The organism is Mangrovivirga halotolerans, assembly GCF_026241165.1.
Lineage (GTDB): Bacteria > Bacteroidota > Bacteroidia > Cytophagales > Cyclobacteriaceae > Mangrovivirga > Mangrovivirga halotolerans.
This window is the reverse complement of the sequence record NZ_JAPFQN010000005.1, coordinates 503,558-528,867: the sequence shown is the minus strand read 5'-3', so window position 1 is coordinate 528,867 and position 25,310 is coordinate 503,558. Positions and strand designations below refer to the sequence as shown.

Sequence of the window (25,310 nt, the reverse complement as noted above, 5' to 3'; positions counted from 1 at the left end):
TAAATTTGATCTGTTTTAATGATCAAATATTAAAATGGTTGAATCAATAATAATAAAATTCTATTTATAATAATTTAAATAAGGCCCGGAGTCCTCTGTTTTCCTATTGCCTTATTCCTATCAATTTATGAATTATGATAAACTTATAGTAATGACAACAAGAAGGATCTTTATGATTATTGAATGAGTAACCTAGGTCTCTAATTCTATTTAAGAAAACTATAGTAAGGAGGATTTTATAAAGAATCAGTAACAAATTAATGGGGTGCATTCTTACAGGATAAAAAAAACCGAAGAAGAATGAAATCCCCTTCGGTTAAAACATTTAGTTTCTAATTACTTCAGTTCTTTAGATACCTGCAGTAATCAGGAAATATAATATTTTATGCAGCAGCTTTCTTATTTACTTTTTTACTCTGATCGTTCTGTCTTTCAGATTCAAATGAAGGAAGTTTACCTTCTTCCTGAAGTTCACTAATCCTTGTTGGAGAACTAAAGGTAAGCGTCCAGGCTTGCTTTATAGACTTGGCTTTTCTAATATCGCGGATTATATCCATCCATTCATGAAAGCACAGATAAACAGGGTTATATGGCTTTTCAAGTTCTTTTGTAATTCCATATACAGGCTTTTCTACTTCAGGTTCAAAAGTTCCAAACATTCTGTCCCAAATAATTAACGTTGATCCGTAGTTTTTGTCAATATACTGAGGATTCGTTGCATGGTGTACTCGGTGATGTGATGGGGTAGTGAAAATGTATTCAATCGGCCTTGGTAGTTTATTAATATAAGCACTATGAATCCAGAACTGGTATAATACTTCAATCTGATGACAGATAAAGAAAACTACCGGATTAAACCCAACTAAAAATACAGGAATAAAAAAGATAACTTTAAGGTATTGTGTCCAGCCTAATCGGAAGGATACAGACAGGTTATATTTTTTTGAACTATGGTGTGTAACATGAGTAGCCCACCAAAATCTGCTTTCGTGACCAATTCTATGTGATACATATCTCCAGAAGTCAATCCAGACGATACATAATATAAATGACCACCATGTTGGAGGTACATTCCAAGGAACTAAATTATAGAAAAATATAGCTAATCCGAATGTAACTATTTTTATTGATGCTCCTAACGCCACATTTACTAACCCTACAGCAGTTGCTGCAATGGTATCCTTTCCGTCGTATTTATCTTTATTCTGATAATAACTAATTACCCACTCAATTATGACCAAGGTTATCATTACCGGAGCTGCGTAAGCAATGATATTCGGTAAGCCCATATTTTGGACCATTTCATAGGTCAATTTCTCTTCCTGCATAAAATGTGTTTTGTTTGTATTAAATTAGTTCAGCTTAAGTCTTAAAAATAATAATTAATGTTTTTGAAATAAAGTCAGCATGCATAATAATTTACAGCTAAGCTAAATTAGTCAAAAAGTCCAATTACATATGGTTTCTATCCACTTTGAAAATGTAAGTAAGTCCTTTGATAAAACTCAAGCCATCAGCAATTTATCATTCAAAGCTGATAAAAGCCAGAAAATTGTATTTTTAGGTACGAGTGGAAGCGGTAAAACTACAGGGCTTCGCCTTATAAACAAGCTTATTACTCTTGATAGTGGAGATATCTATATTAATGGCACATCGATTAAAAATATAGATCCTGTTTCTCATCGACGGAAAATTGGCTATGTAATTCAAAAAGGTGGACTCTTTCCTCATAAAACAGTGGAAGAAAATATTTTAACCATTCCTAAACTTGTGGGAATGGATGAAAAAATAGCACGTGAAAGGCTTACCCAATTATTGAAGCTTATTAAGCTTGAAAATTCTTATTTAGATAAAATGCCTGCCCAGTTAAGCGGTGGTGAACAACAGCGAGTAGGAATAGCCAGAGCTCTGATTAGTCAGGCTAATTTAATACTTATGGATGAGCCTTTTGGTGCATTGGATCCAATCACGGCAGATTCTGTATTGAGAGATTTTCTTGCAATTCAAGATGAATTAAAGTTCACTGCAGTAATTGTGACTCATAATATTATGGAGGCAATTAAAGTATCAGATTTAATCATCTTGTTACATAAGGGGAAATTGCAACAAAAGGGAAGTGCTAAAGACTTATTATTCAATCCATCGAATGATTTTGTCAGAAGTTTTTTTAATTCAAATCGATTTGAGCTCGAATTAGAGGCAATTATATTGAGTGATCTTAAACCCTATATTTCTCAAGAGGTAATTTCTGATCTTGGAGAGGAGTTAAGCGTAAGAGAATGCATGAATAAAGGATTACATAGAGAACAATTACTTAAAGCAACCGAAGAATATAAGGCAAATTATAATAATTGATGGATATAGGTAAGTTTTTTGAATTTGTTAAAAATCAGTGGCTTGAGATCTGGTCTCAGACTTATGAACATCTTTATTTGACTATTATCAGTTTGCTCATAGCTTGCTTTCTTGGAATTATGGCTGGAATATTTATTTCTCAAAAGGAAAAATATGCCTCGTCAGTAATTTCGATGGTTAATGTAATACAAACTATTCCTAGTCTTGCATTATTAGGATTTATGATACCCTTACTGGGAATTGGTAAGATACCTGCAATAACAGCATTGTTTCTCTATGCTTTACTTCCCATTGTGAGAAATACGTATACCGGAATAACTAATGTCGATCCTGCAATTATCGAAGCGGGCAGCGGTATGGGAATGACTGAAAATCAAATTCTCTTTCAGATTAAGATCCCTATCGCTCTTCCTGTGATTTTTGCGGGTATCAGGACCGCATCAGTTATAAACGTTGGTGTTGCCACATTGAGTGCTTTGATAGGAGCAGGCGGACTTGGCGAGTTCATATTTAAAGGGATACAATTAAATAATAGTTACATGATACTGGCGGGAGCCATTCCTGCTTCTTTATTAGCCTTGATATTTGATTTTTCTTTAGGGAAACTGGCAGATCTTAAGATCCGTACTCTTACTAAAATATCCGGTTGGATAGTGGTTATTTTAATCACTTTGTTCTCTCTTATTTGGTATTTACAGCTTGATGGTAAAAGAACAGAATTCCTTGGTGGGTTTCCTTCTGAATTTATTGAGAGAGAAGATGGTTTAAAAGGACTGTTCGAAAAATACAATTTTGAAATTGATTATATCGAAATGGAAATCGGTTTAATGTATAAGGCATTAAATGAAAAAGAGGTCGATATAATAAGTGGGTTTTCAACCGATGGCCGCATACTTGAATATGGTTTATCATCTCTAAAAGATGACAGGTCTTATTTTCCGCCTTACTATGCAGCTCCTGTGATAAGAAATGAGATCCATCAAAAATATCCGTTTATTAAAACTATTCTTAGTCAACTTCACATTGATGACAGTACTATGACTGCTTTAAATTATCAGGTAGACATTGAAAAGAAAACCCCACTTGATGTTGCCAGGAATTTTCTAGAAAAAAAGAATTTATTGAATATTCATTCAAAAAATAAATATGTAGGTAGAGGCGTGATTAAAGTAGGTTCTAAGGCCTTTACTGAGAATTATATACTGGCAAATATATTCGCATTGATAATAGATCATCAGTCAACTTTAGAAGTGGAAAAGTTATTGGGATTCGGTGGTACGAAATTGATAATCGAAGCAATGAAAAATGATGAATTGGATATTTATCCGGAGTACACAGGAACTGCTTTATTGTTGATGCTCCAGCCTGAAGATCACGTGATCGATTCTTTAGGATATGATCGTGAAAAAGTTTTTGATTATGTCTCTGAAAAGTCACTTGAGAGATTTGATCTCAAATGGCTCAATGAACTAGGTTTGAATAATACTTTTGCTTTAATGGTAAGAGATGAATTCGCGGATAAGTACAAATTGGGGTCAATATCAGATTTAGCGGAAAGATCAAAATAATCAATTTTTTTTCATTTCAGTTTTTCTCATAGGCATTTGATCTATTTTGTCAAACCAGTATTTGCTTTCTCTTATTTGATGAGTAATATCTTTTACCCCGGTATCCTTTCCTATTAAAATAATGTTCAGTTTACTACTGTCTAGTTCGAATTTATGAATTAGCTTTTTGTTGGGCACAAAATGTGTTTCAATATCAGCCTGATTTGAAATTATCATCCATTTTGCTTCTTCAGGAGCGATAATTATAAGGTCTCGGTCAATCAACCCAGGTAGATCTTTTTTCCATTTGGTATATTGCTCTCTGATCAGTGAATGCTTATCACTGCTTGAAGAAATGATTAAAACTCTCTTTTGCCATGCAGCATCTTCTAATATCTTATTCAGATTATTAAATGTACTCATAGATGTCAAAGCAATTACGATTACTATATAATAAAGAACAAAATATTGTTTCATCTAAAACTTTAATTTAAATCCAACCCCATTTTCATTAAGGCTAATCATTTCAACAATATTATTTAGCTGTTCACCATGGCTATTATGTATAAAGTATAGGACCAGGTCAAAACTCAATAGAAAACCACCCTGAAGTATTAACGATTTTCCATAGCCTTTCCATCTTTCGGGGTTTTCAGTAGAGCGTTTACTTTTTTCCATTAGCCAAAAACCTCCAGCTATATAGGCCACATCGAGGCCTGTATTAAGTAATAATATTTTTTCTATACTGGATTGTTCGTTAATTGAATTTGCCAGGCTCAGGTTTTGATCTCCATTTATTGCTGAGTAAAGTCCTAAGCCTCCTATTACTAAATTTACAGTATTCCAATAAATATTCATCTGCATAAAATATTTATTTTCCTTTGAAAAGGAATCAGAGCCAAGCAGAATACCCCCATTGACAGCAACATTAGAGATTGCCCATGAACTTAGAATAATCATTCCGGTTTTAGTAATGTTATTTCTCTCTTTATTGTAGGTAGCCAAATCAGGGAGGTTTATGTCGTCTGAACTATTTTGAGAATAGGTGGCGAAAAATAAGAAGGAGAGGAAGAAAAATAGATTTATTTTAAGTTTCATATACAATGTAATAAGATTAATATTGGTGACAGATGATACAATTTAAATTTAATCCGTTTAAATTTGTAGACTGAGCATCAATAGTTTGATATTAGCTTAACAACTTTTTGGTAAATCAGATAAATATTTTAGGTTATAGATTTACACTAATAAATAATTAACATTTGAAATTTCAAGAACTTAAATTAAATGAAAGCCTGCTGGACGGATTGATGTCCATGGGTTTTGAAGAAGCAACCCCTATACAAGAACAGGCTATTCCTAAAGTACTTGAAGGCAGGGACCTTATCGGATGTGCCCAAACAGGTACAGGTAAAACAGCTGCATATTTACTACCGGTTTTAAACAGGATAGCTGAAAGTAATTCCAATAAAATAAATACTTTGATTCTTGCACCAACGAGGGAGCTAGTTCAGCAAATAGATCAACAGTTACAAGGATTTGGGTATTTCGTCAACACCTCAAGTATTCCAATTTATGGAGGAGGAGATGGTGCTACCTGGACGAGACAGAAGCATGCAATGAAGCAAGGTGTCGATATAATAGTTGCTACACCCGGCAGACTTCTTTCTCAATTGAATACTGTTGATTTTGATTTTTCAGGTCTGGAGCATTTAATTCTCGATGAGGCTGACAGAATGCTAGATATGGGATTTTATGATGATATTATCAGAATCATATCATTTATCCCTAAAAAGAGGCAAACACTTCTTTTTAGTGCTACCATGCCTAGAAAGATCAGAGAACTGGCCAATAAAATTCTTCATAATCCGGCAGAGGTAAATATCTCAATTTCTAAACCAGCAGCCGGAGTTGATCAGGTAGCTTATTCTGTATACAATAAGCAAAAGACCCCACTTTTAATGAATCTTCTTGATGAAGGTAATTATGAAAGTATAATCATCTTTGCTTCAAGAAAGGAAATCGTGAAGGATCTGGAGAAAGAGATGATCAGGAAAAAATATGATGTACGGGCATTTCATTCAGATCTTGAACAACCTGAAAGGGAATCTCTAATGAGGGATTTTAAAAATAAGCAGGTAAGAGTGTTGATCGGTACAGATATTTTAGCCAGAGGAATTGATGTTGAGGGAATTGATCTTGTTGTCAATTACGATTCACCATCGGATCCGGAAGATTATGTACATAGAGTGGGAAGAACTGCCAGAGCGTCCCGAACAGGTAAAGCGGTAACATTTATCAATGAGGATGATCAGCGAAAATTTTATAAGATCGAGAGAATGATTGAGACAGTAGTTCCAAAGGGAGAATTACCAGCGGAACTTGGTGAAGGTCCCGCATACAATCCTCAGCCTTTCCGCAAGAATAAAAGGAAAAACTTTAAGAAGTCAAACAACAATAAAGGGAAAGGAAATTATAAACATAAAGGATACCAGGGAAACAAAAACTCAGGACATAAGTCGCATAATAAAGGAAGAAATAAACAGCAGCATAAGAAAAGCGGAGAATGAAAAAATACAGAGTACTGACAAAAACTGAACTGGAAAAATTAAAAGATGAGTTTATAGAGTTTTTATCAGTCCAAACTATTACAGCAGAAGATTGGAAAAAGATCAAGGAAGAGGAACCTGATAAAGCAGATGAAATCATAGCCTGGTTCAGTGAAGTGATGTATGAGCAATGGATGCGAAAGATACATTTTGCTGTGAAATTTGATCCTCAAAGCATCACAGCATTCAGATTTTCAGCATCGAATATGGTATTAGTTTCTCTGAATACTGAAAGTGATAAGATCAACTTTACTGAAATGCCTCTTTCAGATCTTAGTAAAGAAGATATTAAAAAACTGAAGGTATTTACCTCTACAAAAAATTACGAAAAGAGCAGGGAAGAAGAAATTTTTCAGTTGATCGAGAAAGGATGTGTTCCGGATGAAGGAAACTATTTTAAAACATTATTACAGTTATTACCTAACTGACCCAAAAAAGCCGGATTTAATAACCCGGCTTTTTCATTTTCAGATGATATTTTTTTTATTGATGTAATGCTTCTCTCTGTTCAGAGATCTTAGAATCTTCTATATAATCATCATATGTCATTAATTTGTCCAGCATTCCATTTGGTCCGATCTCAATAATTCTGGTAGCTACTGATTGAGTAAAGGCATGGTCATGAGACGTAAATAAAATAGTACCCGGGAAGTCAATTAATGCATTGTTCAATGCAGTGATCGATTCAAGGTCAAGGTGATTGGTTGGCTCATCTAGCAAAAGAACATTACCACCTGTAAGCATCATTTTGGATAGCATACAACGGACTTTTTCACCACCGGATAATACATTTACTTCTTTAAGTACTTCCTCACCACTAAAGAGCATTTTTCCGAGAAATCCTCTAACGTAAACTTCTTCCTTGTTTTCGGAATATTCTCTCAACCAGTCAATAAGATTATCATTACCAGTAAAATAATCTTTATTTTCATTTGGTAAATATGCAGGAGTGATAGTTTGACCAAATTTATAATTCCCGGCATCAGGCTCTATTTCACCAGCCAGTATCTGGAAAAATGATGTTGTTGTTAAACTATCTTTAGCAAGTACAGCTATTTTATCACCTTTATTTACATTCAGGTTTATATTATCAAATAGTAGCCTTCCTTCTCTTTTTTTAGTCAGGTTGTTTATTTCAAGAATTTGATCTCCCGCTTCCCTGTTTTGAGAAAAAATGATAGCAGGGTACCTTCTGCTTGAAGGTTTAATCTCATCGAGGTTGATCTTATCTAATAATTTTCTTCTACTGGTAGCTTGCTTTGATTTTGCTGCATTTGCAGAGAATCTGGCAATAAATTCCTGAAGTTCTTTCTTCTTTTCTTCAGCTTTTTTATTTGCAGAACTTCTTTGTTGTGCAGCCAGCTGAGAAGATTCATACCAGAAAGTATAGTTTCCTGTAAAAAGATTAATTTCTTTATAATCGATATCGACAATATGGGTACATACAGTATCCAGGAAATGCCTGTCGTGGGAAACTACTATGACTGTATTTTTAAAATCAAGGAGAAAATCTTCTAACCATGATATTGTATTAAGGTCAAGGTCGTTGGTAGGCTCATCCAGAATAAGCACATCAGGATCGCCAAATAAAGCTTGGGCTAATAAAACACGAACCTTAAGAGTACCAGGCAGATCTTTCATCAATGAATAATGATGATCTTCATGAATACCGAGTCCACTTAATAATGCAGCTGCTTCTGGTTCTGCGTTCCAACCATCCATTTCTGCAAATTCAGCTTCAAGTTCAGAAGCTTTTATACCATCTTCTTCAGAAAAATCTTCTTTTGCATAAATGGCATCTTTTTCCTGCATGATAGACCATAATTTTTGGTGTCCCATCAACACAGTGTTCATTACAGTTTCTTCGTCAAACTCAAAATGGTTCTGCTTAAGAACGGCCATTCTTTTTCCGGGCTCCATGGCAACTTGCCCTGCTGTAGGTGATATTTCACCGGAAAGAATCTTTAAAAAGGTAGATTTTCCTGCTCCGTTAGCACCTATTACACCATAGCAGTTTCCATTAACGAATTTGATGTTAACATCATCGAAAAGAATGCGTTTACCAAACTGTAAGGATAAGTTATTTGCTGAAATCATTCGTAATTATTTGTTAGCCCTAAGGCATTTGATAATTTTAAAGCTGCAAAGGTATAAAATTCAAACGGTTCGGCAGTACATCCTGTAATAATTAATCGATATATAAATGAAATATCCTCCCAAACATTATAGTGAATCCTCAATGGCCATGTCATTGAAAGTGATGCGGTTATTTCCACTCGCTACTGTTATCACTTCAAATACTGATTCATTACCTGACGTAACCCTGATGCCTTTATTGGTAGACCAAATTTCGGATAGAATGGTATTATTAGGACATATAGACAATAATAATCCACAAACCAGTGCACTAAAGGGAGGAGAGGTTAAAATTCTTTTTAAAGGACCTGATACATATATTTCCCCATTGAATTATGTAAGTGAAAATCAGTTACCCACATGGAATTATGCGTACGTTGAAATAGCGGGTAGAGCAGAATTTATTTCAGATGAGGAATGTAGGAATTTATTAGTTAGAATGGCTGATGAATTGGATACCAGGGACTGGAAACTAGATTACAATGACCCGAGGATTGACAGGTTATTACCTTTTATTCAGGGGTTTAAAATTACAATTACAAGGATTAAAAACAGATTTAAGCTTTCACAGGACAAATCACCTGAAGACCAGGAAGCTGTAAATCAAGTAATGATGGAAGATACAAGAATGAAAAATTTTGTTACTGATCTTAAAGAGATCATACCTTGATAAATTCTATATCATTTATTTAGTTAACTTAATATAATTAATTGATATTCAGTATACTTATTCACCTTTTTTTGTAGGTGAGATTAAGGATAAATAACAATGGATTTGGAAGAGATTAAGAGCATAAAGCGATATCAAAAGTATTTTAAAAGACTGATCGATCTTGAGCGGGAAGAAGAAATGATGGCTCAGCTTAATGAGATCAGGGTTTTGTCCGGGCCGGAGCGTCAGAGAAAAGGTCGGGCCTTGCTGGATCTTCGCGGTAAAGATGCCGGGGCAGGTCTGGGTGGCACTTATCTGGTTCGATTAGGTGGAAGGGGAAAGTTGCCTGATACACAGATCAGTGTAGGTGATCTTGTTATATTAAGTAGCGGAAACCCCTCTGGTAGAGAAGAACATGCGGTTGTTCATGAGCTAACTAAGGGAACGATTACTGTTGCCTACCAGACCCTACCGCCGCATTATGTTTATGGCAGGGGTGTCAGAGTAGATCTTTTTGCTAATGATGTTACTTTTAAAAGGATGCAGGAGGCTGTGGGAAAACTAAAACCGCATCAGATCTTGTCCGATCTTTTACTTTTCCACAGAGAGCCACGGGAAGAAAATGAAAAGCAACAGGAAGTATTGACCTATTCAAATTCTCAATTAAATAGTAAGCAAAAATTTGCAATTGAGAAGTGTCTCCAGAGTAAGGATTTATTTTTATTACACGGCCCTCCTGGAACGGGTAAAACAACTACTTTAACAGAAATAATTTATCAGCATGTGCAGGCTGGTAAAAAAGTATTAGCAACAGCAGACTCTAATACTGCCGTTGATAATATGGTTGAGAAACTAATGAAATCGGGATTGAAAGTTCTGCGAATTGGTAATCCGGCAAGAATACATCAGGAACTCATTCCTGTATGCCTGGATTATAAAATACAGAATACAGAAGGATTTCAGTCTGCCACTGCTATGTGGAATACTATACATGAATTAAAACAGGACCAGGATAAATTTACTGTTCCTAACGGACAAAATAAAAGAGGATTGTCTGATCAGGAAATTCTTAAACTATCGAAGAAAAAAGCATCTACCAGAGGAATTCCTATTCAGAAGATTCATAGAATGGCAAATTGGTTAAAGCTACAGGAGAAAGTAAACAAACTTGTAGAAGAAGCTAAAAAAGCTGAAGATGAAGCTGTAAAGCAACTCATTGGACAGTCTGATGTAGTGCTTTCAACCAATAGTGCAGCCGGAAGCGAGGTACTAGAGCCATTTAGTTTTGATATTTCTGTAATTGATGAGTGTACCCAATCTGTTGAACCTTCCTCATTAATCGCTATGACAAAGGCAAAGAAGTGGATTATGGCAGGAGATCATAAGCAGTTACCACCCACTGTAATTTGTAAAGAAGCAGAAGATCTTTATTTGTCTTTGTTCGAACGCTGGATCTCAGGATATAAAGAATGGAGTGTAATGCTGGAAGTGCAATACAGAATGAATTCTGAAATTATGAAGTTCTCTAATAGATCATTTTACGGAGGTCAATTGGTAGCCGCTGAGCAAGCTAAGAACAAGACTCTTAATGATCTGAATGGATTTATGCCACCTGATGAACAATATGACCCTGAAAAATTCAAAATATTGAGTTCCAATAAGCCAATAAGCTTCATTAATGTAGAAGGTAAAGAAGATAAGAAAGAGGGAGCTTATTCATATTTTAATATGGAGGAAGCTGAAAAAGTGAAACAAGTTATTGAGGCTTTATTGTTTTCCAGGGTATTTCCTGAAGATATTGGAATTATAAGCCCTTATGAAGGGCAGGTAACTCTGATGAAAAAGATGATCGATATTGAGGGTATAGAAATAAAATCCATTGATGGATTTCAGGGAAGGGAGAAAGAAATAATCATTTTATCGCTGGTTAGATCAAATAATAAAGGGAAAATAGGATTTTTAACTGATTACAGACGGTTAAATGTTGCTCTGACGCGAGCAAAGAAAAAGCTGATCATTATTGGTAATGAAAATACTCTTAAGGATAATAAATATTATTCAGCTTTGATGAAGCAGATCCGGCAATCAGATAGATCGGTTTTGGTCAACGACTGAACTGATAGTATTGATATAGTTTGAAATATAGTCTTTTAGGTACCTTCTTTTGTATTGCATTATGTACCTGGGATGAGGAAGAGCAACTATTTCATCAGCTATTTTTTCCTTTTTATTAAGATCTTCCAGGTATTTTTGGTTTTTCCCTCCACCAAGACTAATAATTGATTTTTGGGGCCCGACTATATTAATTAGTTTTTTTAACTGATATACTGAATAATCATAAATGGCATTTTTAAGATTTTTATCATCGTAATAATTTAAATTTTTTCCCTCTTTTTCAAATCCAAGAGGAGAAACAGCACTAACGACAACATCTCCGTAGTATTTTTGAGGTCCACCGTAATCATTAATCATTTGATAGATATATTGAGATGAAAGCTCATGTCTTTTATTATAATTATTAGGAATACCTAATTCAGTATCCATATAGATAGGGTCGGTGAATGGAATACCAGTCACTCCAGCACCAAATCTTCCAGGATTAATACCTAGAATAATCGTACGGTGCTCATTATCCTCATAATATTTATCAAAGAAGACTTCTATATTTTCTATTGTTTTATCGTCTTCATAAGGATCAAGAACATTAATAGATGAATCTATTTTGCTTGAAGGAAACTTTTCCTTGAGTTCTTTATGATATTCAAAAAGTAGTTTATTATTCATGAGTAATAATAATATGCCGGTAAAGTATTAATGATTTTAAAATTAGGCATTTGGTCAGGATTTGATAAAGATAATGGAGGTATTTTGATTTTAAATTCAGTAACTATATCATTAGAAAGCTTAATTTTATCGTAAAAGATAGATGCATTTATTTTTTTTGCTGCCTGTTTGGATATTGACAAACCGATACCGGGGCCTTCCGATTTTGAGGTTCCCCTGAAATAGTAATCAAATATTTTAGATCTGATTTTTTCTTCAATTCCAATTCCGTTGTCATAAACATGAATATAATAGTCATGATCCTTTTTGTAGGCAGTGATCAGGATAAATGAGTCTTCGTTATTTTTAGAATATTTAAATGCATTTTCTATAATATTCTCAAGTATGATTCTTAAAAGCTGTTCATCAGTATAGACAACAAGGTTTCGTTGAAAATCATAGATCAAATTAATTCCTGTACCTTGATGTTGAATTCTTTCAACACTGCAAATCGTCTTAATCAGGTCTCGTACATCTATTTTTGAAGGCATAGGGTCTATATTTTTAATATTATTAAGACTAAGCAGCCTCTTTAAATTATGGTCGAGAACTGTAGCAGTATTTTCAATTAGCTCTGAAAATTTCTTTGCTTTACCTTCATCCTTCTTCATTATATTAGAAAGTCCTATAATTCGCGCCAGAGGTCCCCTGATATCGTGCGATGCCCGATAAACAAAGTCATTCAATTCATTAATAGAGGCAGTCAGTTTTTTATTTGCTTCTAAACGGGAAGTCACATCTATGATTATTTCCAGAATCGCATCTTTATTTTTGAATTTAACTTTATAGGATCTTTTTTCAACAATTAATTCATCCTTATCTGAACTATAGTGAGTCCAGGTTTTCTTATCATTTTGATTTGGCTGATTCAGACCAAAATAATTTCTGTATGCACCACTTTTATCTGCTTCTTTGATAATATCCAAAAGACTCAAGTTGAGAAATTCTTTTCGCGTATATCTATATTTAGATAATGCTGCTTCATTTACATCAAGAAATTGAAGGGTTTTAATAGAATAAATCCACATTGGACTGGGATTGAAATAAAACAAAGTTTTGTGATTATTGACCGACCTTTTTCTGTATTTGTTGTGAGACCTGATAATTGACATCGTGGATGCGAGTAAAATTACACTACACGAAACAATTATAATGGCACTGATGAAATGTGAGTAGGTATAAAAATTGAAAAAGAAAAGAGTAAGAATTGTTACAACGCATAGTTTTATCACGATGCAATGCCACAATATGGTCTTGGATTGGTAGAATACAAGCATACAATGAAGTGGTTGATAAAAAATGATTTTGGTTGAGTTTAAATTAATGAATTATTATTTCTTTATGAAGAAAACTTATTGGAAAGCTTAAATGTTTAAAAAATGAATCGAAATAAACCTATGTTTGGAAATGGTAAATTATGATAATAAATGTTCAAACAATAGTTTTGATTAATCGTATCTATGTAGAGTTAAAAACAGATTTGTGGAAGATACTATAAAGAATATAAAAACTTCAGTTACGGGAATGACATGCGCTGCATGTGCTAATTCGCTAGAAACATTTCTATCTGAGCTTGAGGGAGTGGATTCTGTTAAAATAAATTATGCCGATCAGTCTGCAAATATTTCATTTTATAAAGATCTCATTTCTGAAGATGTTCTTAATGATGCAGCTGCCAAAATAGGTTATGGATTAATACTTGGCACAGCACAAAATCAGGTAGAACAAACTGAGCACCTGGAAGAAGAAAGATTAAACTCTCTTAAAAAGAAGTTAATAATTGGATTAGCACTTACTACTCCGATATTTGTTATTTCCATGATTTTAAATAACAGTATCGCATATGCTAACGAGATATCTTTACTCCTAAGTATTCCTGTACTGTTTTATTCAGGAAATGAATTTTTTATAAATGCTTTTAAAAGAATACGCCATGGGCAGATGAATATGGATACTCTGGTAGCTTTAAGTACAGGTATTGCATTTATTTACAGTTTATTTAATACCGTTTACCCAGAGTTTTTAATTTCCAGGGGATTAGAATCACATGTTTATTATGAATCGGCTGTAGTTATCATTTCATTGATTTTATTAGGCAGGTATCTGGAAGAAAGAGCAAAGTCTAAAACTTCCTCTTCGATAAAAAATCTGATAAAGCTTCAACCTTCTGTGGTGACCATTTTTCGTAATGGTGAAGAAACTGAAGTTCCGGTTGATGAGGTGATAACTGGTGACCTGGTGATAATTAAACCTGGAAGCAGAATACCTGTTGATGGAAAAATTAAAAAAGGGGAGACCTATGTTGATGAGAGCATGATCACAGGAGAACCTATACCTGTTTTTAAATCTAAAAAAGATAAAGTTTTTACAGGAACCATTAATGGTAATGGTACATTAAGAGTATTGGCTACAGGTGTAGGAAATGATACCCTACTTTCACAGATCATTGAGATGGTAAGGAATGCTCAGTCTGAGAAACCTAAAGTTCAGAAAATTGCAGATAAAATTGCATCAGTATTTGTTCCTGTAGTGATTTTAATAGCTCTACTTTCTGCTTCCGTCTGGTATTTTATTGGTCCTGAACCAGTATTAACACATGCAATTTCAGTATTGGTCACCGTATTAATAATAGCCTGCCCATGTGCTCTTGGACTCGCCACCCCCACTGCATTAATGGCAGGTATAGGAAATGGTGCCGAACAAGGTATTTTAATAAGAAATGCAGATAGTCTGGAATCTTTACAAAAATCTGATATTCTTGTTTTAGATAAAACCGGCACAATAACAGAAGGGAAACCAAGATTAAAAGAAATTATATGGGCCGGAAATGTCTCTGATGAAGATAAAGTGTTCTATAAGAATGTTTTTCTTAGTATAGAGAAAGAATCAGAACATCCACTAGGAAAAGCAATAATCAGTGGATTTTTAAAAGACCTTAATAGTCCTGAGGTTTTTGAAATTGAAAATCCTCAAAACGTACCTGGAAAAGGCATGGTAGCTGATTGCAAAGGCAGTAAATATGTTATTGGTAATTTGAAAATGATGGACGATCATGATGCCTTTACCAATGATCCGATAATTAAATCACGGCATATAGAATATGAACATAAGGCCGGTACAAAAGTCTATATGGCCAAGGGCAGGGAAGTGGTATGTTTTGCTGTTATTGAAGACATGGTCAAGCCAGGAGTAAAAGAGACTATCCTTCAACTAAGAAAGGAAGGTATAGAAGCAGAAATGCTTACTGGAGATAATGAAGTAACTGCGAAAGCTGTTTCAAGAGAAGTGGGGATTGAACATTACAAAGCAAATTTATTACCTGCTGACAAAGGTAAAATTATAAAAGAATTGCAGTCAAGGAATTTTAAAGTTGCAATGGCGGGCGATGGAATAAATGATGCTGAAGCGCTGGCATTAGCGGATACAGGAATTGCAATGGGGACTGGTACTGATATCGCTATTGATAGTGCCGGTATCATTTTAATGAAAGGGGATCTTTCAAAAGTTCTTCAGGCGGTTAAATTAAGCCGAAATGCCTCTAAAACGATCAAACAGAATCTGTTTTGGGCATTTATATACAACATTATAGCCATTCCGATTGCTGCTGGAGTATTATACCCGTTTACCGGGTGGCTTCTTAGTCCAATGATTGCAGGAGCAGCAATGGCTTTTAGTTCTGTTTCAGTCGTATTAAATAGTTTATTATTACGAAACAAAAGATAGATTTATATAAAATGGAGAGTGTAAAATTTAAGACTAATATTAATTGTGGAAATTGTATAAAATCAGTTACCCCGCATTTAAATGACCTGGACGATGTAGATTTCTGGAAAGTTGATACTGATAATCCTGATAAAATCCTCGAAGTTACTTTTGATGAGGTAGCAAACGAAGAAGAGGTGATAAAAGCTGTTGAGAAAGCAGGTTTTAACATAGAAAAAATTTAATATATTAAGTTTACCTAATAACATGTTGAGAATCTTACCATATTTGGTTATTACTGTATGCGTATTATTATCGTGTACAAGTAAGATAGATTCTTTAACAGAAAATAAGATAAAAATCCGGGGTGTTAATCTTGTGGCGCCTCCGGAGCCATTTGATCCAGTTTATTTTGATTCCTTAGTTGAGCTGGGAGTTTCTCATGTTGCAGTTGTCCCGTTTGGGTTTTCTCGTAAGGGTTCCCAGCGCGTAATTTATAATCATGAAAAACAATGGTGGGGAGAAAAGGATGAGGGTGTCTTTAAAACCATCGAACTGGCTCATGAACACGGTCTGCAAGTTCTCCTGAAACCTCATATGTGGATATCAGGCGAGGGTTGGCCAGGTGATTTTTTTATTGAAGATGATTTTATTGACCAGTGGTTCAATGAATATAATCAGTATATTCTTCACTATGCTAATATTGCAGATTCAATGAATGTGGAAATGCTTTCTATTGGCAATGAACTTAGAAAGCTGGCAATAAACTACCCCGCATATTGGAAGAATTTGATTGAAAAGACCCGAGCGGTTTATAAAGGAAAATTGATTTATTCAGCTAACTGGGATAATTACACTCAAATCAGTTTTTGGCAAGATCTCGATTATGTAGGGATCAATGCTTATTTTCCATTACCAAAGAATAGAATTGAAGAATTAACAGACCTTGAATCAATTAAAGATTCATGGTCTCCATGGGTCAGGGAGTTAAATGAATTTAATTCAAAAGTTAATAAACCAATTATATTTACTGAGTTTGGATATATGAGTAAAGATGATTCATATAACGGACATTGGTTAGTATCAGATTCAGCATATGACGAAGAAGATCAGGCTCTTGCTTACGATGCTCTTTTAAGTGTATTCAGGTCAAAGGACTGGTGGAATGGAGGATACAGCTGGAAATATTTCATGAAATCTATCCCTCGTGAAGAATATTATCGCCGTGATGCTTTTATCTTTCAGGGCAAGAAAGCGGAAAAAATTTTAAAAAAACATTATTCTACCGGTTATTGATTGGTTTAGTTTTTAGGGATGAAGTCTAAAGCTACTGAATTGATGCAATATCTTAATCCAGTCGGTTGAGGCCCATCATTAAAAACATGGCCTAAGTGCCCTCCACAAGTAGCACAAACCACTTCAGTTCTTACCATGCCCATCGACCGGTCCTCAACGAGCAATACATTTTCTTCATCATAGACATCATAATAGCTTGGCCAGCCAGTACCACTATCAAACTTGGTTTTCGAACTGAAAACTTTTGTTCCACAACCTGCACAGGTATACACGCCTTTCTTTTTGAAGTCATCATATTTTCCTGAGAAAGCTCTTTCAGTTCCTTTCTCTCTTAAAATATTATATTCTTCTTTGGTAAGTTCTTCTTTCCATTCCTTTTCAGTTTTGACGACCTCAAAATCATAGTTGTTTACAGATTCCACAGACTGTGTACCCTCTTGCCCACAGGCTGATACAAAAATAAAAGTAGTTAGAAGTATGATGACATTAAAACGAATCATATTAGTCTTTTTTATTTATTAACATGTTTAACCTAATTGTGTTTAACGGATATAGAATATAATCAGATAAATAAAATGATAACATTTGTATCACATTTTATCACAAAAGAATTGTAATGGCATGGTGTTTGAATTTTAGCAATCGGACAAACAATAATCATTCACTTATGACAAACACCAAATTAAACTTTTTCGGAATTTTGGCATTTGCCTCATTACTTACTTTTTCATCTTGTGATGATGAAGAATCAACCAGACCGGAAGATAATAAACTTATTTATGAAGTTTATATGGATCCGCAGGGAACTACATTAAACTCAGGTCGTGTGGCAGCCAGTGAAATTATTTTTACTTCAGGAACTCTTAATCTCGAGGAAGTAGATTTTGAAGCAGAAAGTTCAAATACTGAAATTGAGATTGAGAGCAATAGAAAAACTTCCATTAATCTGATAACAGGTGAATCAACTCCTGAATTACCTCAGGTTAGTTTAGCTGAAGGAATCTATGATGAACTTGAATTAGGATTAAAGCTTGATGGAAGTTCCTCAAACGATGCGTTTATACTAGAAGGAACATTTACCGATTCTGAAAATAATTCGGTACCATTTAAGTTTTTATTTAATGAATACCTTGAAATTGAATTGGAGGCTGAAGGACAATTTACATTCGATGGAACCGGGTTAGTGGAAATAGAATTATTCCCATATCAATGGTTTAGCCAGATCGATCCTTTAGCATTTGAATCTGCTTCAAGAAACCAGGATGGGGAAATAATTATTAGTAAAGATCAAAATAATGCGTTATTTCAAACAATATCAGAAAGTTTTAAAACGAATGTTATTTCAAATTCAGAGGTCAAATTGGAGATCGAAATAGAAGATTAAAATATACTTGTTTGATGCTTGATTACTTGCACGTAAAGAGGTCCAGATTGGACCTCTTTATTTTTTTATTGATTTTAATTTATAAAGAATATCATCAAGTCCATTAAGTTTGATTTCATATGTAGTTTCAAGCCATATACCAAGTTTACCATCAGGGAATCCTTTTCTTTTAAACCATTCCAGGTAACTAACAGGAAGATCTGCAATAAGTCTTTCTTTGTACTTCCCAAATGGCATCTTTTTAGTTACTATATCGATTAATATCTGTTTATCAAACATCTCTTATTTTAACATCTTATTGTAAAATGACTTAATATTTTCTGGTGAGTGTCCCAGCAAAAAGCGAAGTAAAGCTATTGCATTAATAATATTTACTTTCCACCAGCTATTATTTATATATTTTCTTGAAGAGACGAATATTTCTTCCTGAATAATATGATAACCGAATCTATCCTTATTTCTTAGATAAAAGTTGAAATCTTCCATAATGCAGAATCTTTCATCAAACTTCCCGCCTTTGTAAAAATCGTTTTTACTTATAAATAATGATTGATCACCTCCGCCATTAAAAATTCCCTTTTTACCAGAAAAATAAGAATTGATTACCAGCAATTTTGAATTTTCAGGATCTAGGTTCATTTTAAAGCCGCCCATTTTATGACCTTGATCAAGGGCATTCAAAATCATTTTTCTAAAGTTTTTGGGTGGAAAAGCATCGGCATGTAAAAAATACAGGATATTGTTTTTTGCTTTAATTGCACCGAGATTTAATTGAATTGCCCTTGAGCAATTATCAGAACTAAAATACTTAATTGAAGAATAATCATGTATAATTTCATTGGTGTTATCCGAACTTCCACCATCAACAATAATTATTTCATCCTCTACTTCGATATTCTTTAAAAGATAAGGAAGCAGTTTTCTTAAGTTTTTCTCTTCGTTAATTACCGGGATTACTATGGAAAAATTATTTCTCATTCAGGGTCCAGTCATATTCCATATATTCAATATCGGCATCTTCTCTGATAGAAGTTTCAGCGAATTTATTAAGGTAATCGATTAAAGTTCCTTTTTTTGTAAAGTCACCTGTGAACCATTTGAAAATCTTTGAAATTTCAATCTTGTCTTTGGTAAGTTTATTTCTTTCCTGATCATTTATGAAATGGCGTGCTTGTTCATCTAATTGTTTGTTGAGTATTGAGGGAAAAAAAGCTTCATTTCTAAGAGGAGGGCACGAAATGGAAGCACAATTTATGGCAAAATGAATTCTTGGTTCTTTAAAATCGTTTCTAAGAATAGAATGTTCAATAGCATCCAGGTTGAAATCAACCCCGTTTATTTTAAAGAACTTTTTATGCCAAACAGTATTTACCCCTGGGATTTTAACAGTAGGATGGAGGTCTTTGATACTTTTCACAGGATAATTATCCAGAATTAACTTTAATGTGAAACCATTATAAGCATTGATCCAGTAGGCTAATTGTTCTTCTCTAGTCCAGTCTTTAGAAGGGGGATTGCTACTCAATTTATTCAGATAAGATTCGAGTGTTTCTTTTTCTGTCAGCATACTTTTATAATCTACCATCCCTTCTTTATCAACATATTTATTAAGCAGTTTGGAAAAAGCAGAATGATCTGGAGGTACAGTATTTTTGGCATACTCAAAATCCTGACTATTACAATTAATGAATAACAGGGAAATAGATAGTACTGTAATTAATTTATTCATAATTCTCTTTTATGCAAGTATATGATTATAAGCTGAATCATTCCTCATTAATTTGTTAGCATACGGACAAATGGGTATAATTTTCTTATTTTGGTCTTCTGCCAGTTTTACGACTTTGTTAACTAACATTTCCCCTATTTCTTTTCCTCTCAATGAATTAGTCACAAATGTATGTTCTATAACTATATATTTTTTACCAGTTTTAGAATAGGTTATTTCAGCCAATCTTTTTCTTACCTTTCCCGGGATATAGAAAACACCCTTTGATTGACCATCGCGATGAATAAAATCGAATGAGGTATTCATATGTGATATTCTTGAATTAAATTATAAGAAGTAATTACTAAATAGCAGCGGGTTATTTACTGTAACCGTTTGCATAAATCGTAAAATCAGCATAGATATTTACTATAAATTAACGAATCATAAAATTTTGTCAGTGATAATGCAAAAAAAATAAAATTCTTTGATTTATGATAAAAAGGCTTTTAATCAAATATCAATCGTTTGCATAAAATTAACAGTCAAATTGTCGAAATTCATATGCCCTTAAGTTTTCCAATGAATGCTTGCTGAATTTAACCTACGTTATATATTTGACAACTGTATAACCTAAATAAACATTATTACGACAGCTTAACATGGATGTGAAAGCATGTATATTTGACCTGGATGGAGTCATTGTAGATACAGCTAAATATCATTATTTAGCATGGAAAAGACTGGCTGAAGAACTTGATATTAATTTTACGGAAGAAGATAATGAAGAATTAAAGGGAGTTTCCCGCATGGACTCTCTTGATATCATTCTGAGGAAGGGAAAAAAGGAAATATCACAAGAAAAGAAAGAAGAATTAGCAGCCAGAAAAAACGAATGGTATCTTGAATTTGTTAATGAAATGAAACCTGGTGATGAATTGCCGGGAGCACGTCATTTTCTGGATACATTGAAAGAAAATAACATCAAAATTGGCTTAGGATCTTCCAGTAAAAATGCCAAGTTGTGTCTCAGTTTACTTGATATGACAGATTATTTTGATGTCATAGTAGACGGTACAATGATCACTAAAGCTAAGCCGGATCCTCAGATATTTTTAATGGGGGCGGAAAAGCTAAGCGAAAGAGTAGAAAATAGTATTGTATTTGAAGATGCCATTGCTGGAATTGAATCTGCTCAAAATGGTGGATTTAAAGTAGTAGGTATTGGTGATGCAAAAATTTTAGACAAAGCAGACATTGTGAGAAGCTCTTTGGCTGAAGTATCACTTGATGAATTAAAATCCTTGAATAACCCCAAATAAGATAAATTCTAAAACTGTATGAAAGACTACATCATCCATGATGAATGGAATATAATCGAGGAAGGCTTTGTACCTGAACTCAATCGTGTTTCTGAGAGTATTTTTTCGATTGGAAATGGCCGAATGGGACAAAGGGCAAATTTTGAAGAACATTATAGTGGCGACTCTTTACAAGGTAATTATATAGCAGGTGTTTATTATCCGGATAAAACCCGAGTAGGATGGTGGAAAAACGGATATCCAGAATACTTTGCCAAAGTGCTTAATGCCAGCAACTGGATTGGTATAAACATCTGGATTGATGGAGTCGCTCTCGATTTAGCCAAAGCAAAAGTGTCTGATTTCAGAAGAATACTTAATATGAAAGAAGGCTATCTGGAAAGGTCTTTTACAGCTACTTTGGAAAATGGCAACCAAGTAGAAGTTAAGTCAACCAGGTTTTGCAGCATTGTTGACGATCAGACAGGGGCAATTGAATACGCAATCAAAGCAAAGAATTTTTCGGCTCCAATTAAGATAGAGCCTTATATAGATTTTGATGTCGTTAATGAGGATTCCAATTATGATGAAAAATTCTGGAATACTATTGATCAGTCTGCATCAAATGGTGGTTCCTGGGTTAAAGCATCCACTAAAAAAACGAATTTCGTTGTATGTTCAGCGATGAAGTATTCTATATTTCACCAGGGAAAAGAGCTTACGCTAAATCCTGAATTGGTTGAAAAAGAGAAATATGCTTCAAATCTTATTGAGTCAGTTATAAAAGAGGGAGAAACCTTAACTATATTTAAATATGCTGCTAATATTTCTTCTCAAAATCACGATGAAAATAAACTTGTAGATGTAGCAGGAGAAGAACTTTCCGGAATTTATGCCAAGGGGTTTGCAAAAATGAAGGAAGAGCAGGCTGAGGCCTGGAAAAATAAATGGACTGAGGCAGATATTGTCATAAAAGGAGATGTAGCGGCTCAACAGGGTATCAGATTTAATATATTTCAATTATACCAGACTTATACAGGAGAAGATCCAAGGTTAAATATAGGGCCTAAAGGGTTTACAGGTGAAAAATATGGAGGAAGTACCTACTGGGATACTGAAGCATATTGCCTGCCATTTTATATGAGTACTGCTGATAGTCATGTAGCCAGGAACTTGTTGGTTTATCGCTACAATCATCTTCAAAAAGCGATTGAAAATGCGGAGAAACTTGGTTTTACGAATGGGGCTGCCTTATATCCAATGGTGACAATGAACGGTGAAGAATGCCATAATGAGTGGGAGATTACCTTTGAGGAAATACACAGAAATGGAGCAATTGCTTATGCCATTTATGATTATGCTCGATACACTGGTGATCAGGCGTATCTTGCAGAATATGGACTTGAGGTTCTCATAGGGATATCAAGATTCTGGTCTCAACGAGTAAACTGGTCAGAAGCAAAGCAAAAATATGTCATGCTAGGTGTTACGGGGCCAAATGAATATGAAAATAACGTTAACAATAACTGGTATACCAATTATATAGCTTCATGGACTATGAAGTACACATTGGATGCATTGGATTATGTTAAAGAAAATCATTCTTCAGATTATAATCGGGTTTTAGAAAAGGTCAGTTTTGATCCGGATTCAGAAAAAAGTAAGTGGAATGAGGTAATTGAAAAGATGTATTATCCTTATGATGAGGAAAAGCAAGTTTATCTGCAGCAAGATGGTTTTCTTGATAAAGTATTAATGCCAGTCAATGAACTTGATAAAACAAGCAGACCAATAAACCAAAACTGGTCCTGGGACAGGATCCTACGATCATGTTTTATTAAGCAGGCAGATGTTTTACAGGGTCTCTACTTTTTTGAGGATAACTTCTCAAAAGATGAAATTAAAAGAAATTTTGAGTTTTATGAGCCAATGACAGTACATGAGTCCTCATTATCTCCTTGTGTTCATTCAATCCTTGCTTCTAAACTTGGAATGGAAGAAAAAGCATATGAAATGTATTTGCGTACAGCACGGCTTGATCTTGATGATTACAATAATGATACAGAAGATGGATGCCACACTACTTCAATGGCTGGAACGTGGATGGCTGTAGTGAAAGGATTTGGAGGTATGGTAATTAAAGAAGGTATGTTGCACCTTGACCCATTCTTACCTTCTAAATGGGAAGGATATTCATTTAAAATTAATTTCAGAGATATAGTTCTGAAAGTAGATGTATCTAAAGAAAATGTAGAAATCATTAATGAGTCGGAGAACGATCTTACATTAATTCTCAAAGGTAGAGAAACTACTATTTCAGGAAAAGACAAGAAAGAATTAGCGATTTGATTAAGAAAGTCTTAATAATATTTTAAAACCCGGTTAGTCCGGGTTTTTTTATTATAGTCCATTAAAGATTTCTTGTCAGAAAGACAGATAGGAATTAGTTTTAAAATCTTAAAATTTGAATTTTTAAATAATTATATAATGGCATTAAATATTGTATCCTGGAATTTAAATGGTATAAGAGCCGCAGTAAGAAAAGGTTTTTTAGATTCATTATCTAATATAGGGCCTGACATAATTTGTCTGCAGGAAACAAAAGCCCAGGATGACCAGGTAAAAGAAGCATTAAGTGATCTTGAAGGATATCATATATATTCAAATAGCGCTATTAAAAAAGGATATTCTGGTACAGCTATTTTATCAAAGGAAGAGCCAATCAGCTTAAATTACGGTATTGGAATAGAAGATCATGACAACGAAGGACGAGTTATTTCAGCTGAATATGGAGACTTTTACTTAATTAGCGTTTATGTGCCAAACTCTTCTTCGGGCCTTAAGAGACTACCATACAGAACCGAATGGGATAAAGATTTTTTAAAGTATCTTAAAAAGCTTGAAGATCATAAACCTGTAGTAGTTTGTGGGGACTTTAATGTCGCACATCAACCAATAGATATTGCCAGGCCTAAATCTAACTACAATAAAACAGCGGGATATACCCAACAAGAAATTGATGGGATGACTGCTTTTCTCGATTCAGGATTGGTCGATACTTTCAGGCATTTTAACCCTGAGGAGGTAGCCTATAGTTGGTGGAGTTATCGAGCCAATGCCAGAGAAAAGAATATTGGATGGAGATTGGATTATTTTCTTGTCAGTGATTCATTAATAGGAAATGTTAAAGATACCGGGATTCATCCGGATTATTTCGAGTCAGATCACTGTCCTGTTAGCATAAAACTGGAGATTTAAATGTACTCGAAAGAGGCAGCATCGGCAAAACGAAGAGAGTTCTGGACTAAACTTGGTCAGTTTATGCAACCAGTACCTTCTGCTGATGGTTTTAAAGTAAACTGGATCAATTATAAAACTGGTGTTAAAGGGGTTAGATTTAAACTCGATGCTATAGATAAAAAAGCATGGTGTGGTATTGCAGTTGATCACAAAGATCCGGATATCAATTCATTACTTCTTGAACAGCTGAAAGAACTGAGAAGGATGCTTGAGTCTGAAACCGGAAAAGAATGGATATTTAACGATACGGGTGATAATAAATACGGAATACCACTTCCAGGATATTACCAGGTGTTAGAAGGTGTAAAGGTGATGAATGAGAATGACTGGCCTGAACTAATTTCTTTTTTTAAGCAAAATCTGATTGACCTTGATGAATTCTGGTCGACAGCTAATTATGCATTCGAAATATTTAAATCTTAAAAGTCACTTAGTTTTTATACCGTAGCTGCCAAATTTTTTTTGGATGATATGAAAATGCTCCTTGAAATGCCTCT

25 protein-coding genes are annotated in these 25,310 nt (G+C 34.2%); 14 read left to right on the top strand and 11 right to left on the bottom strand.

Annotation, left to right across the window (positions count from 1 at the left end; genetic code table 11):
- Positions 1 to 383 precede the first annotated feature (383 nt).
- Positions 384 to 1,328 (bottom strand): sterol desaturase family protein, encoded by a 945-nt coding sequence (locus OO013_RS10145; RefSeq protein ID WP_266056693.1) that lies wholly within the window; start codon positions 1,326 to 1,328, stop codon positions 384 to 386.
- 130 nt (positions 1,329 to 1,458) lie between these two features.
- Between OO013_RS10145 and OO013_RS10140 the strand changes: the two genes are divergently transcribed.
- A complete protein-coding gene (locus OO013_RS10140; protein WP_266056692.1) occupies positions 1,459 to 2,355 on the top strand; it encodes an ATP-binding cassette domain-containing protein in 897 nt (298 codons plus the stop codon).
- The gene (locus tag OO013_RS10135) at positions 2,355 to 3,923 is read left to right on the top strand and encodes an ABC transporter permease/substrate-binding protein (RefSeq protein ID WP_266056691.1); all 1,569 of its coding nucleotides are present in this window, start codon (positions 2,355 to 2,357) and stop codon (positions 3,921 to 3,923) included. Before OO013_RS10140 ends, OO013_RS10135 begins: the two co-directional genes overlap by 1 nt.
- Here the strand turns inward: OO013_RS10135 and OO013_RS10130 are convergent, their stop codons facing one another.
- Both OO013_RS10130 and OO013_RS10125 read right to left on the bottom strand, forming a co-directional pair.
- Positions 3,924 to 4,379, bottom strand: coding sequence for a DUF4174 domain-containing protein (locus tag OO013_RS10130; protein ID WP_266056690.1), 456 nt, complete (start codon positions 4,377 to 4,379; stop codon positions 3,924 to 3,926). It lies immediately after the preceding gene.
- Positions 4,380 to 5,000: a DUF6992 family protein gene (locus OO013_RS10125; RefSeq protein WP_266056689.1), complete on the bottom strand. Its 621-nt coding sequence runs from the start codon at positions 4,998 to 5,000 to the stop codon at positions 4,380 to 4,382. It abuts the gene before it with no gap.
- Positions 5,001 to 5,164: 164 nt separating this feature from the next.
- Between OO013_RS10125 and OO013_RS10120 the strand changes: the two genes are divergently transcribed.
- Positions 5,165 to 6,472, top strand: coding sequence for a DEAD/DEAH box helicase (locus OO013_RS10120; RefSeq protein WP_266056688.1), 1,308 nt, complete (start codon positions 5,165 to 5,167; stop codon positions 6,470 to 6,472).
- Positions 6,469 to 6,939, top strand: coding sequence for a DUF6495 family protein (locus OO013_RS10115; protein WP_266056687.1), 471 nt, complete (start codon positions 6,469 to 6,471; stop codon positions 6,937 to 6,939). Before OO013_RS10120 ends, OO013_RS10115 begins: the two co-directional genes overlap by 4 nt.
- Before the next feature lie 55 nt (positions 6,940 to 6,994).
- Here OO013_RS10115 and OO013_RS10110 read toward each other — a convergent pair whose 3' ends face one another.
- Positions 6,995 to 8,608 carry an ABC-F family ATP-binding cassette domain-containing protein gene (locus tag OO013_RS10110; protein WP_266056686.1) on the bottom strand — a complete coding sequence of 538 codons (1,614 nt, stop codon included), beginning with the start codon at positions 8,606 to 8,608 and terminating at the stop codon, positions 6,995 to 6,997.
- A 106-nt stretch (positions 8,609 to 8,714) separates the two neighbouring features.
- On the opposite strand from OO013_RS10110, the gene OO013_RS10105 reads away from it, so the two are divergent.
- Together OO013_RS10105 and OO013_RS10100 are read left to right on the top strand one after the other, a co-directional pair.
- On the top strand, positions 8,715 to 9,317 hold the full coding sequence (locus OO013_RS10105) for an FMN-binding negative transcriptional regulator (RefSeq protein WP_266056685.1): 603 nt from the start codon (positions 8,715 to 8,717) through the stop codon (positions 9,315 to 9,317).
- Positions 9,318 to 9,416: 99 nt separating this feature from the next.
- On the top strand, positions 9,417 to 11,414 hold the full coding sequence (locus OO013_RS10100) for an IGHMBP2 family helicase (protein ID WP_266056684.1): 1,998 nt from the start codon (positions 9,417 to 9,419) through the stop codon (positions 11,412 to 11,414).
- Here OO013_RS10100 and OO013_RS10095 read toward each other — a convergent pair.
- Together OO013_RS10095 and OO013_RS10090 are read right to left on the bottom strand one after the other, a co-directional pair.
- Positions 11,385 to 12,083 carry a uracil-DNA glycosylase family protein gene (locus tag OO013_RS10095; protein WP_266056683.1) on the bottom strand — a complete coding sequence of 233 codons (699 nt, stop codon included), beginning with the start codon at positions 12,081 to 12,083 and terminating at the stop codon, positions 11,385 to 11,387. The genes OO013_RS10100 and OO013_RS10095 overlap by 30 nt on opposite strands.
- On the bottom strand, positions 12,080 to 13,150 hold the full coding sequence (locus OO013_RS10090; protein ID WP_266056682.1) for a PAS domain-containing sensor histidine kinase: 1,071 nt from the start codon (positions 13,148 to 13,150) through the stop codon (positions 12,080 to 12,082). Before OO013_RS10090 ends, OO013_RS10095 begins: the two co-directional genes overlap by 4 nt.
- A 454-nt stretch (positions 13,151 to 13,604) precedes the next feature.
- Between OO013_RS10090 and OO013_RS10085 the strand changes: the two genes are divergently transcribed.
- Genes OO013_RS10085 through OO013_RS10075 form a run of 3 tightly spaced genes read left to right on the top strand, consistent with a single transcriptional unit; the run spans position 13,605 to position 17,120 of the window.
- The gene (locus OO013_RS10085) at positions 13,605 to 15,845 is read left to right on the top strand and encodes a heavy metal translocating P-type ATPase (protein WP_266056681.1); all 2,241 of its coding nucleotides are present in this window, start codon (positions 13,605 to 13,607) and stop codon (positions 15,843 to 15,845) included.
- Between the two features lie 11 nt (positions 15,846 to 15,856).
- Positions 15,857 to 16,069 carry a heavy-metal-associated domain-containing protein gene (locus tag OO013_RS10080; protein ID WP_266056680.1) on the top strand — a complete coding sequence of 71 codons (213 nt, stop codon included), beginning with the start codon at positions 15,857 to 15,859 and terminating at the stop codon, positions 16,067 to 16,069.
- Between the two features lie 22 nt (positions 16,070 to 16,091).
- Entirely contained in the window at positions 16,092 to 17,120 is a 1,029-nt protein-coding gene (locus OO013_RS10075) for a glycoside hydrolase family 113 (protein WP_266056679.1), read from the top strand.
- A gap of 5 nt (positions 17,121 to 17,125) precedes the next feature.
- Here OO013_RS10075 and msrB read toward each other — a convergent pair whose 3' ends face one another.
- Positions 17,126 to 17,620, bottom strand: coding sequence for a peptide-methionine (R)-S-oxide reductase MsrB (msrB, locus tag OO013_RS10070; protein ID WP_266056678.1), 495 nt, complete (start codon positions 17,618 to 17,620; stop codon positions 17,126 to 17,128).
- Between the two features lie 167 nt (positions 17,621 to 17,787).
- Between msrB and OO013_RS10065 the strand changes: the two genes are divergently transcribed.
- Positions 17,788 to 18,504 (top strand): hypothetical protein, encoded by a 717-nt coding sequence (locus OO013_RS10065; RefSeq protein WP_266056677.1) that lies wholly within the window; start codon positions 17,788 to 17,790, stop codon positions 18,502 to 18,504.
- 57 nt (positions 18,505 to 18,561) lie between these two features.
- On the opposite strand, the gene OO013_RS10060 is transcribed toward OO013_RS10065, so the two are convergent.
- Genes OO013_RS10060 through OO013_RS10045 form a run of 4 tightly spaced genes read right to left on the bottom strand, consistent with a single transcriptional unit; the run spans position 18,562 to position 20,539 of the window.
- Complete coding sequence (locus OO013_RS10060; RefSeq protein WP_266056676.1) at positions 18,562 to 18,783, bottom strand: DUF3820 family protein; 222 nt, start codon at positions 18,781 to 18,783, stop codon at positions 18,562 to 18,564.
- Between the two features lie 3 nt (positions 18,784 to 18,786).
- Positions 18,787 to 19,482 (bottom strand): TIGR04283 family arsenosugar biosynthesis glycosyltransferase, encoded by a 696-nt coding sequence (locus tag OO013_RS10055; protein ID WP_266056675.1) that lies wholly within the window; start codon positions 19,480 to 19,482, stop codon positions 18,787 to 18,789.
- Entirely contained in the window at positions 19,472 to 20,233 is a 762-nt protein-coding gene (locus tag OO013_RS10050) for a DUF547 domain-containing protein (protein ID WP_266056674.1), read from the bottom strand. Before OO013_RS10050 ends, OO013_RS10055 begins: the two co-directional genes overlap by 11 nt.
- A gap of 9 nt (positions 20,234 to 20,242) precedes the next feature.
- Positions 20,243 to 20,539 (bottom strand): GNAT family N-acetyltransferase, encoded by a 297-nt coding sequence (locus tag OO013_RS10045; protein WP_266056673.1) that lies wholly within the window; start codon positions 20,537 to 20,539, stop codon positions 20,243 to 20,245.
- A gap of 335 nt (positions 20,540 to 20,874) precedes the next feature.
- Between OO013_RS10045 and pgmB the strand changes: the two genes are divergently transcribed.
- From pgmB to OO013_RS10025, 4 genes are all read left to right on the top strand, one after another.
- The gene (gene pgmB, locus OO013_RS10040; RefSeq protein ID WP_266056672.1) at positions 20,875 to 21,534 is read left to right on the top strand and encodes a beta-phosphoglucomutase; all 660 of its coding nucleotides are present in this window, start codon (positions 20,875 to 20,877) and stop codon (positions 21,532 to 21,534) included.
- A gap of 18 nt (positions 21,535 to 21,552) precedes the next feature.
- A complete protein-coding gene (locus OO013_RS10035) occupies positions 21,553 to 23,862 on the top strand; it encodes a glycoside hydrolase family 65 protein (RefSeq protein WP_266056671.1) in 2,310 nt (769 codons plus the stop codon).
- A gap of 138 nt (positions 23,863 to 24,000) precedes the next feature.
- Positions 24,001 to 24,771, top strand: a complete 771-nt coding sequence (locus OO013_RS10030; RefSeq protein WP_266056670.1) for an exodeoxyribonuclease III — start codon at positions 24,001 to 24,003, stop codon at positions 24,769 to 24,771.
- The gene (locus tag OO013_RS10025) at positions 24,772 to 25,236 is read left to right on the top strand and encodes a DUF4268 domain-containing protein (protein ID WP_266056669.1); all 465 of its coding nucleotides are present in this window, start codon (positions 24,772 to 24,774) and stop codon (positions 25,234 to 25,236) included.
- The last annotated feature ends 74 nt before the right edge of the window (positions 25,237 to 25,310 follow it).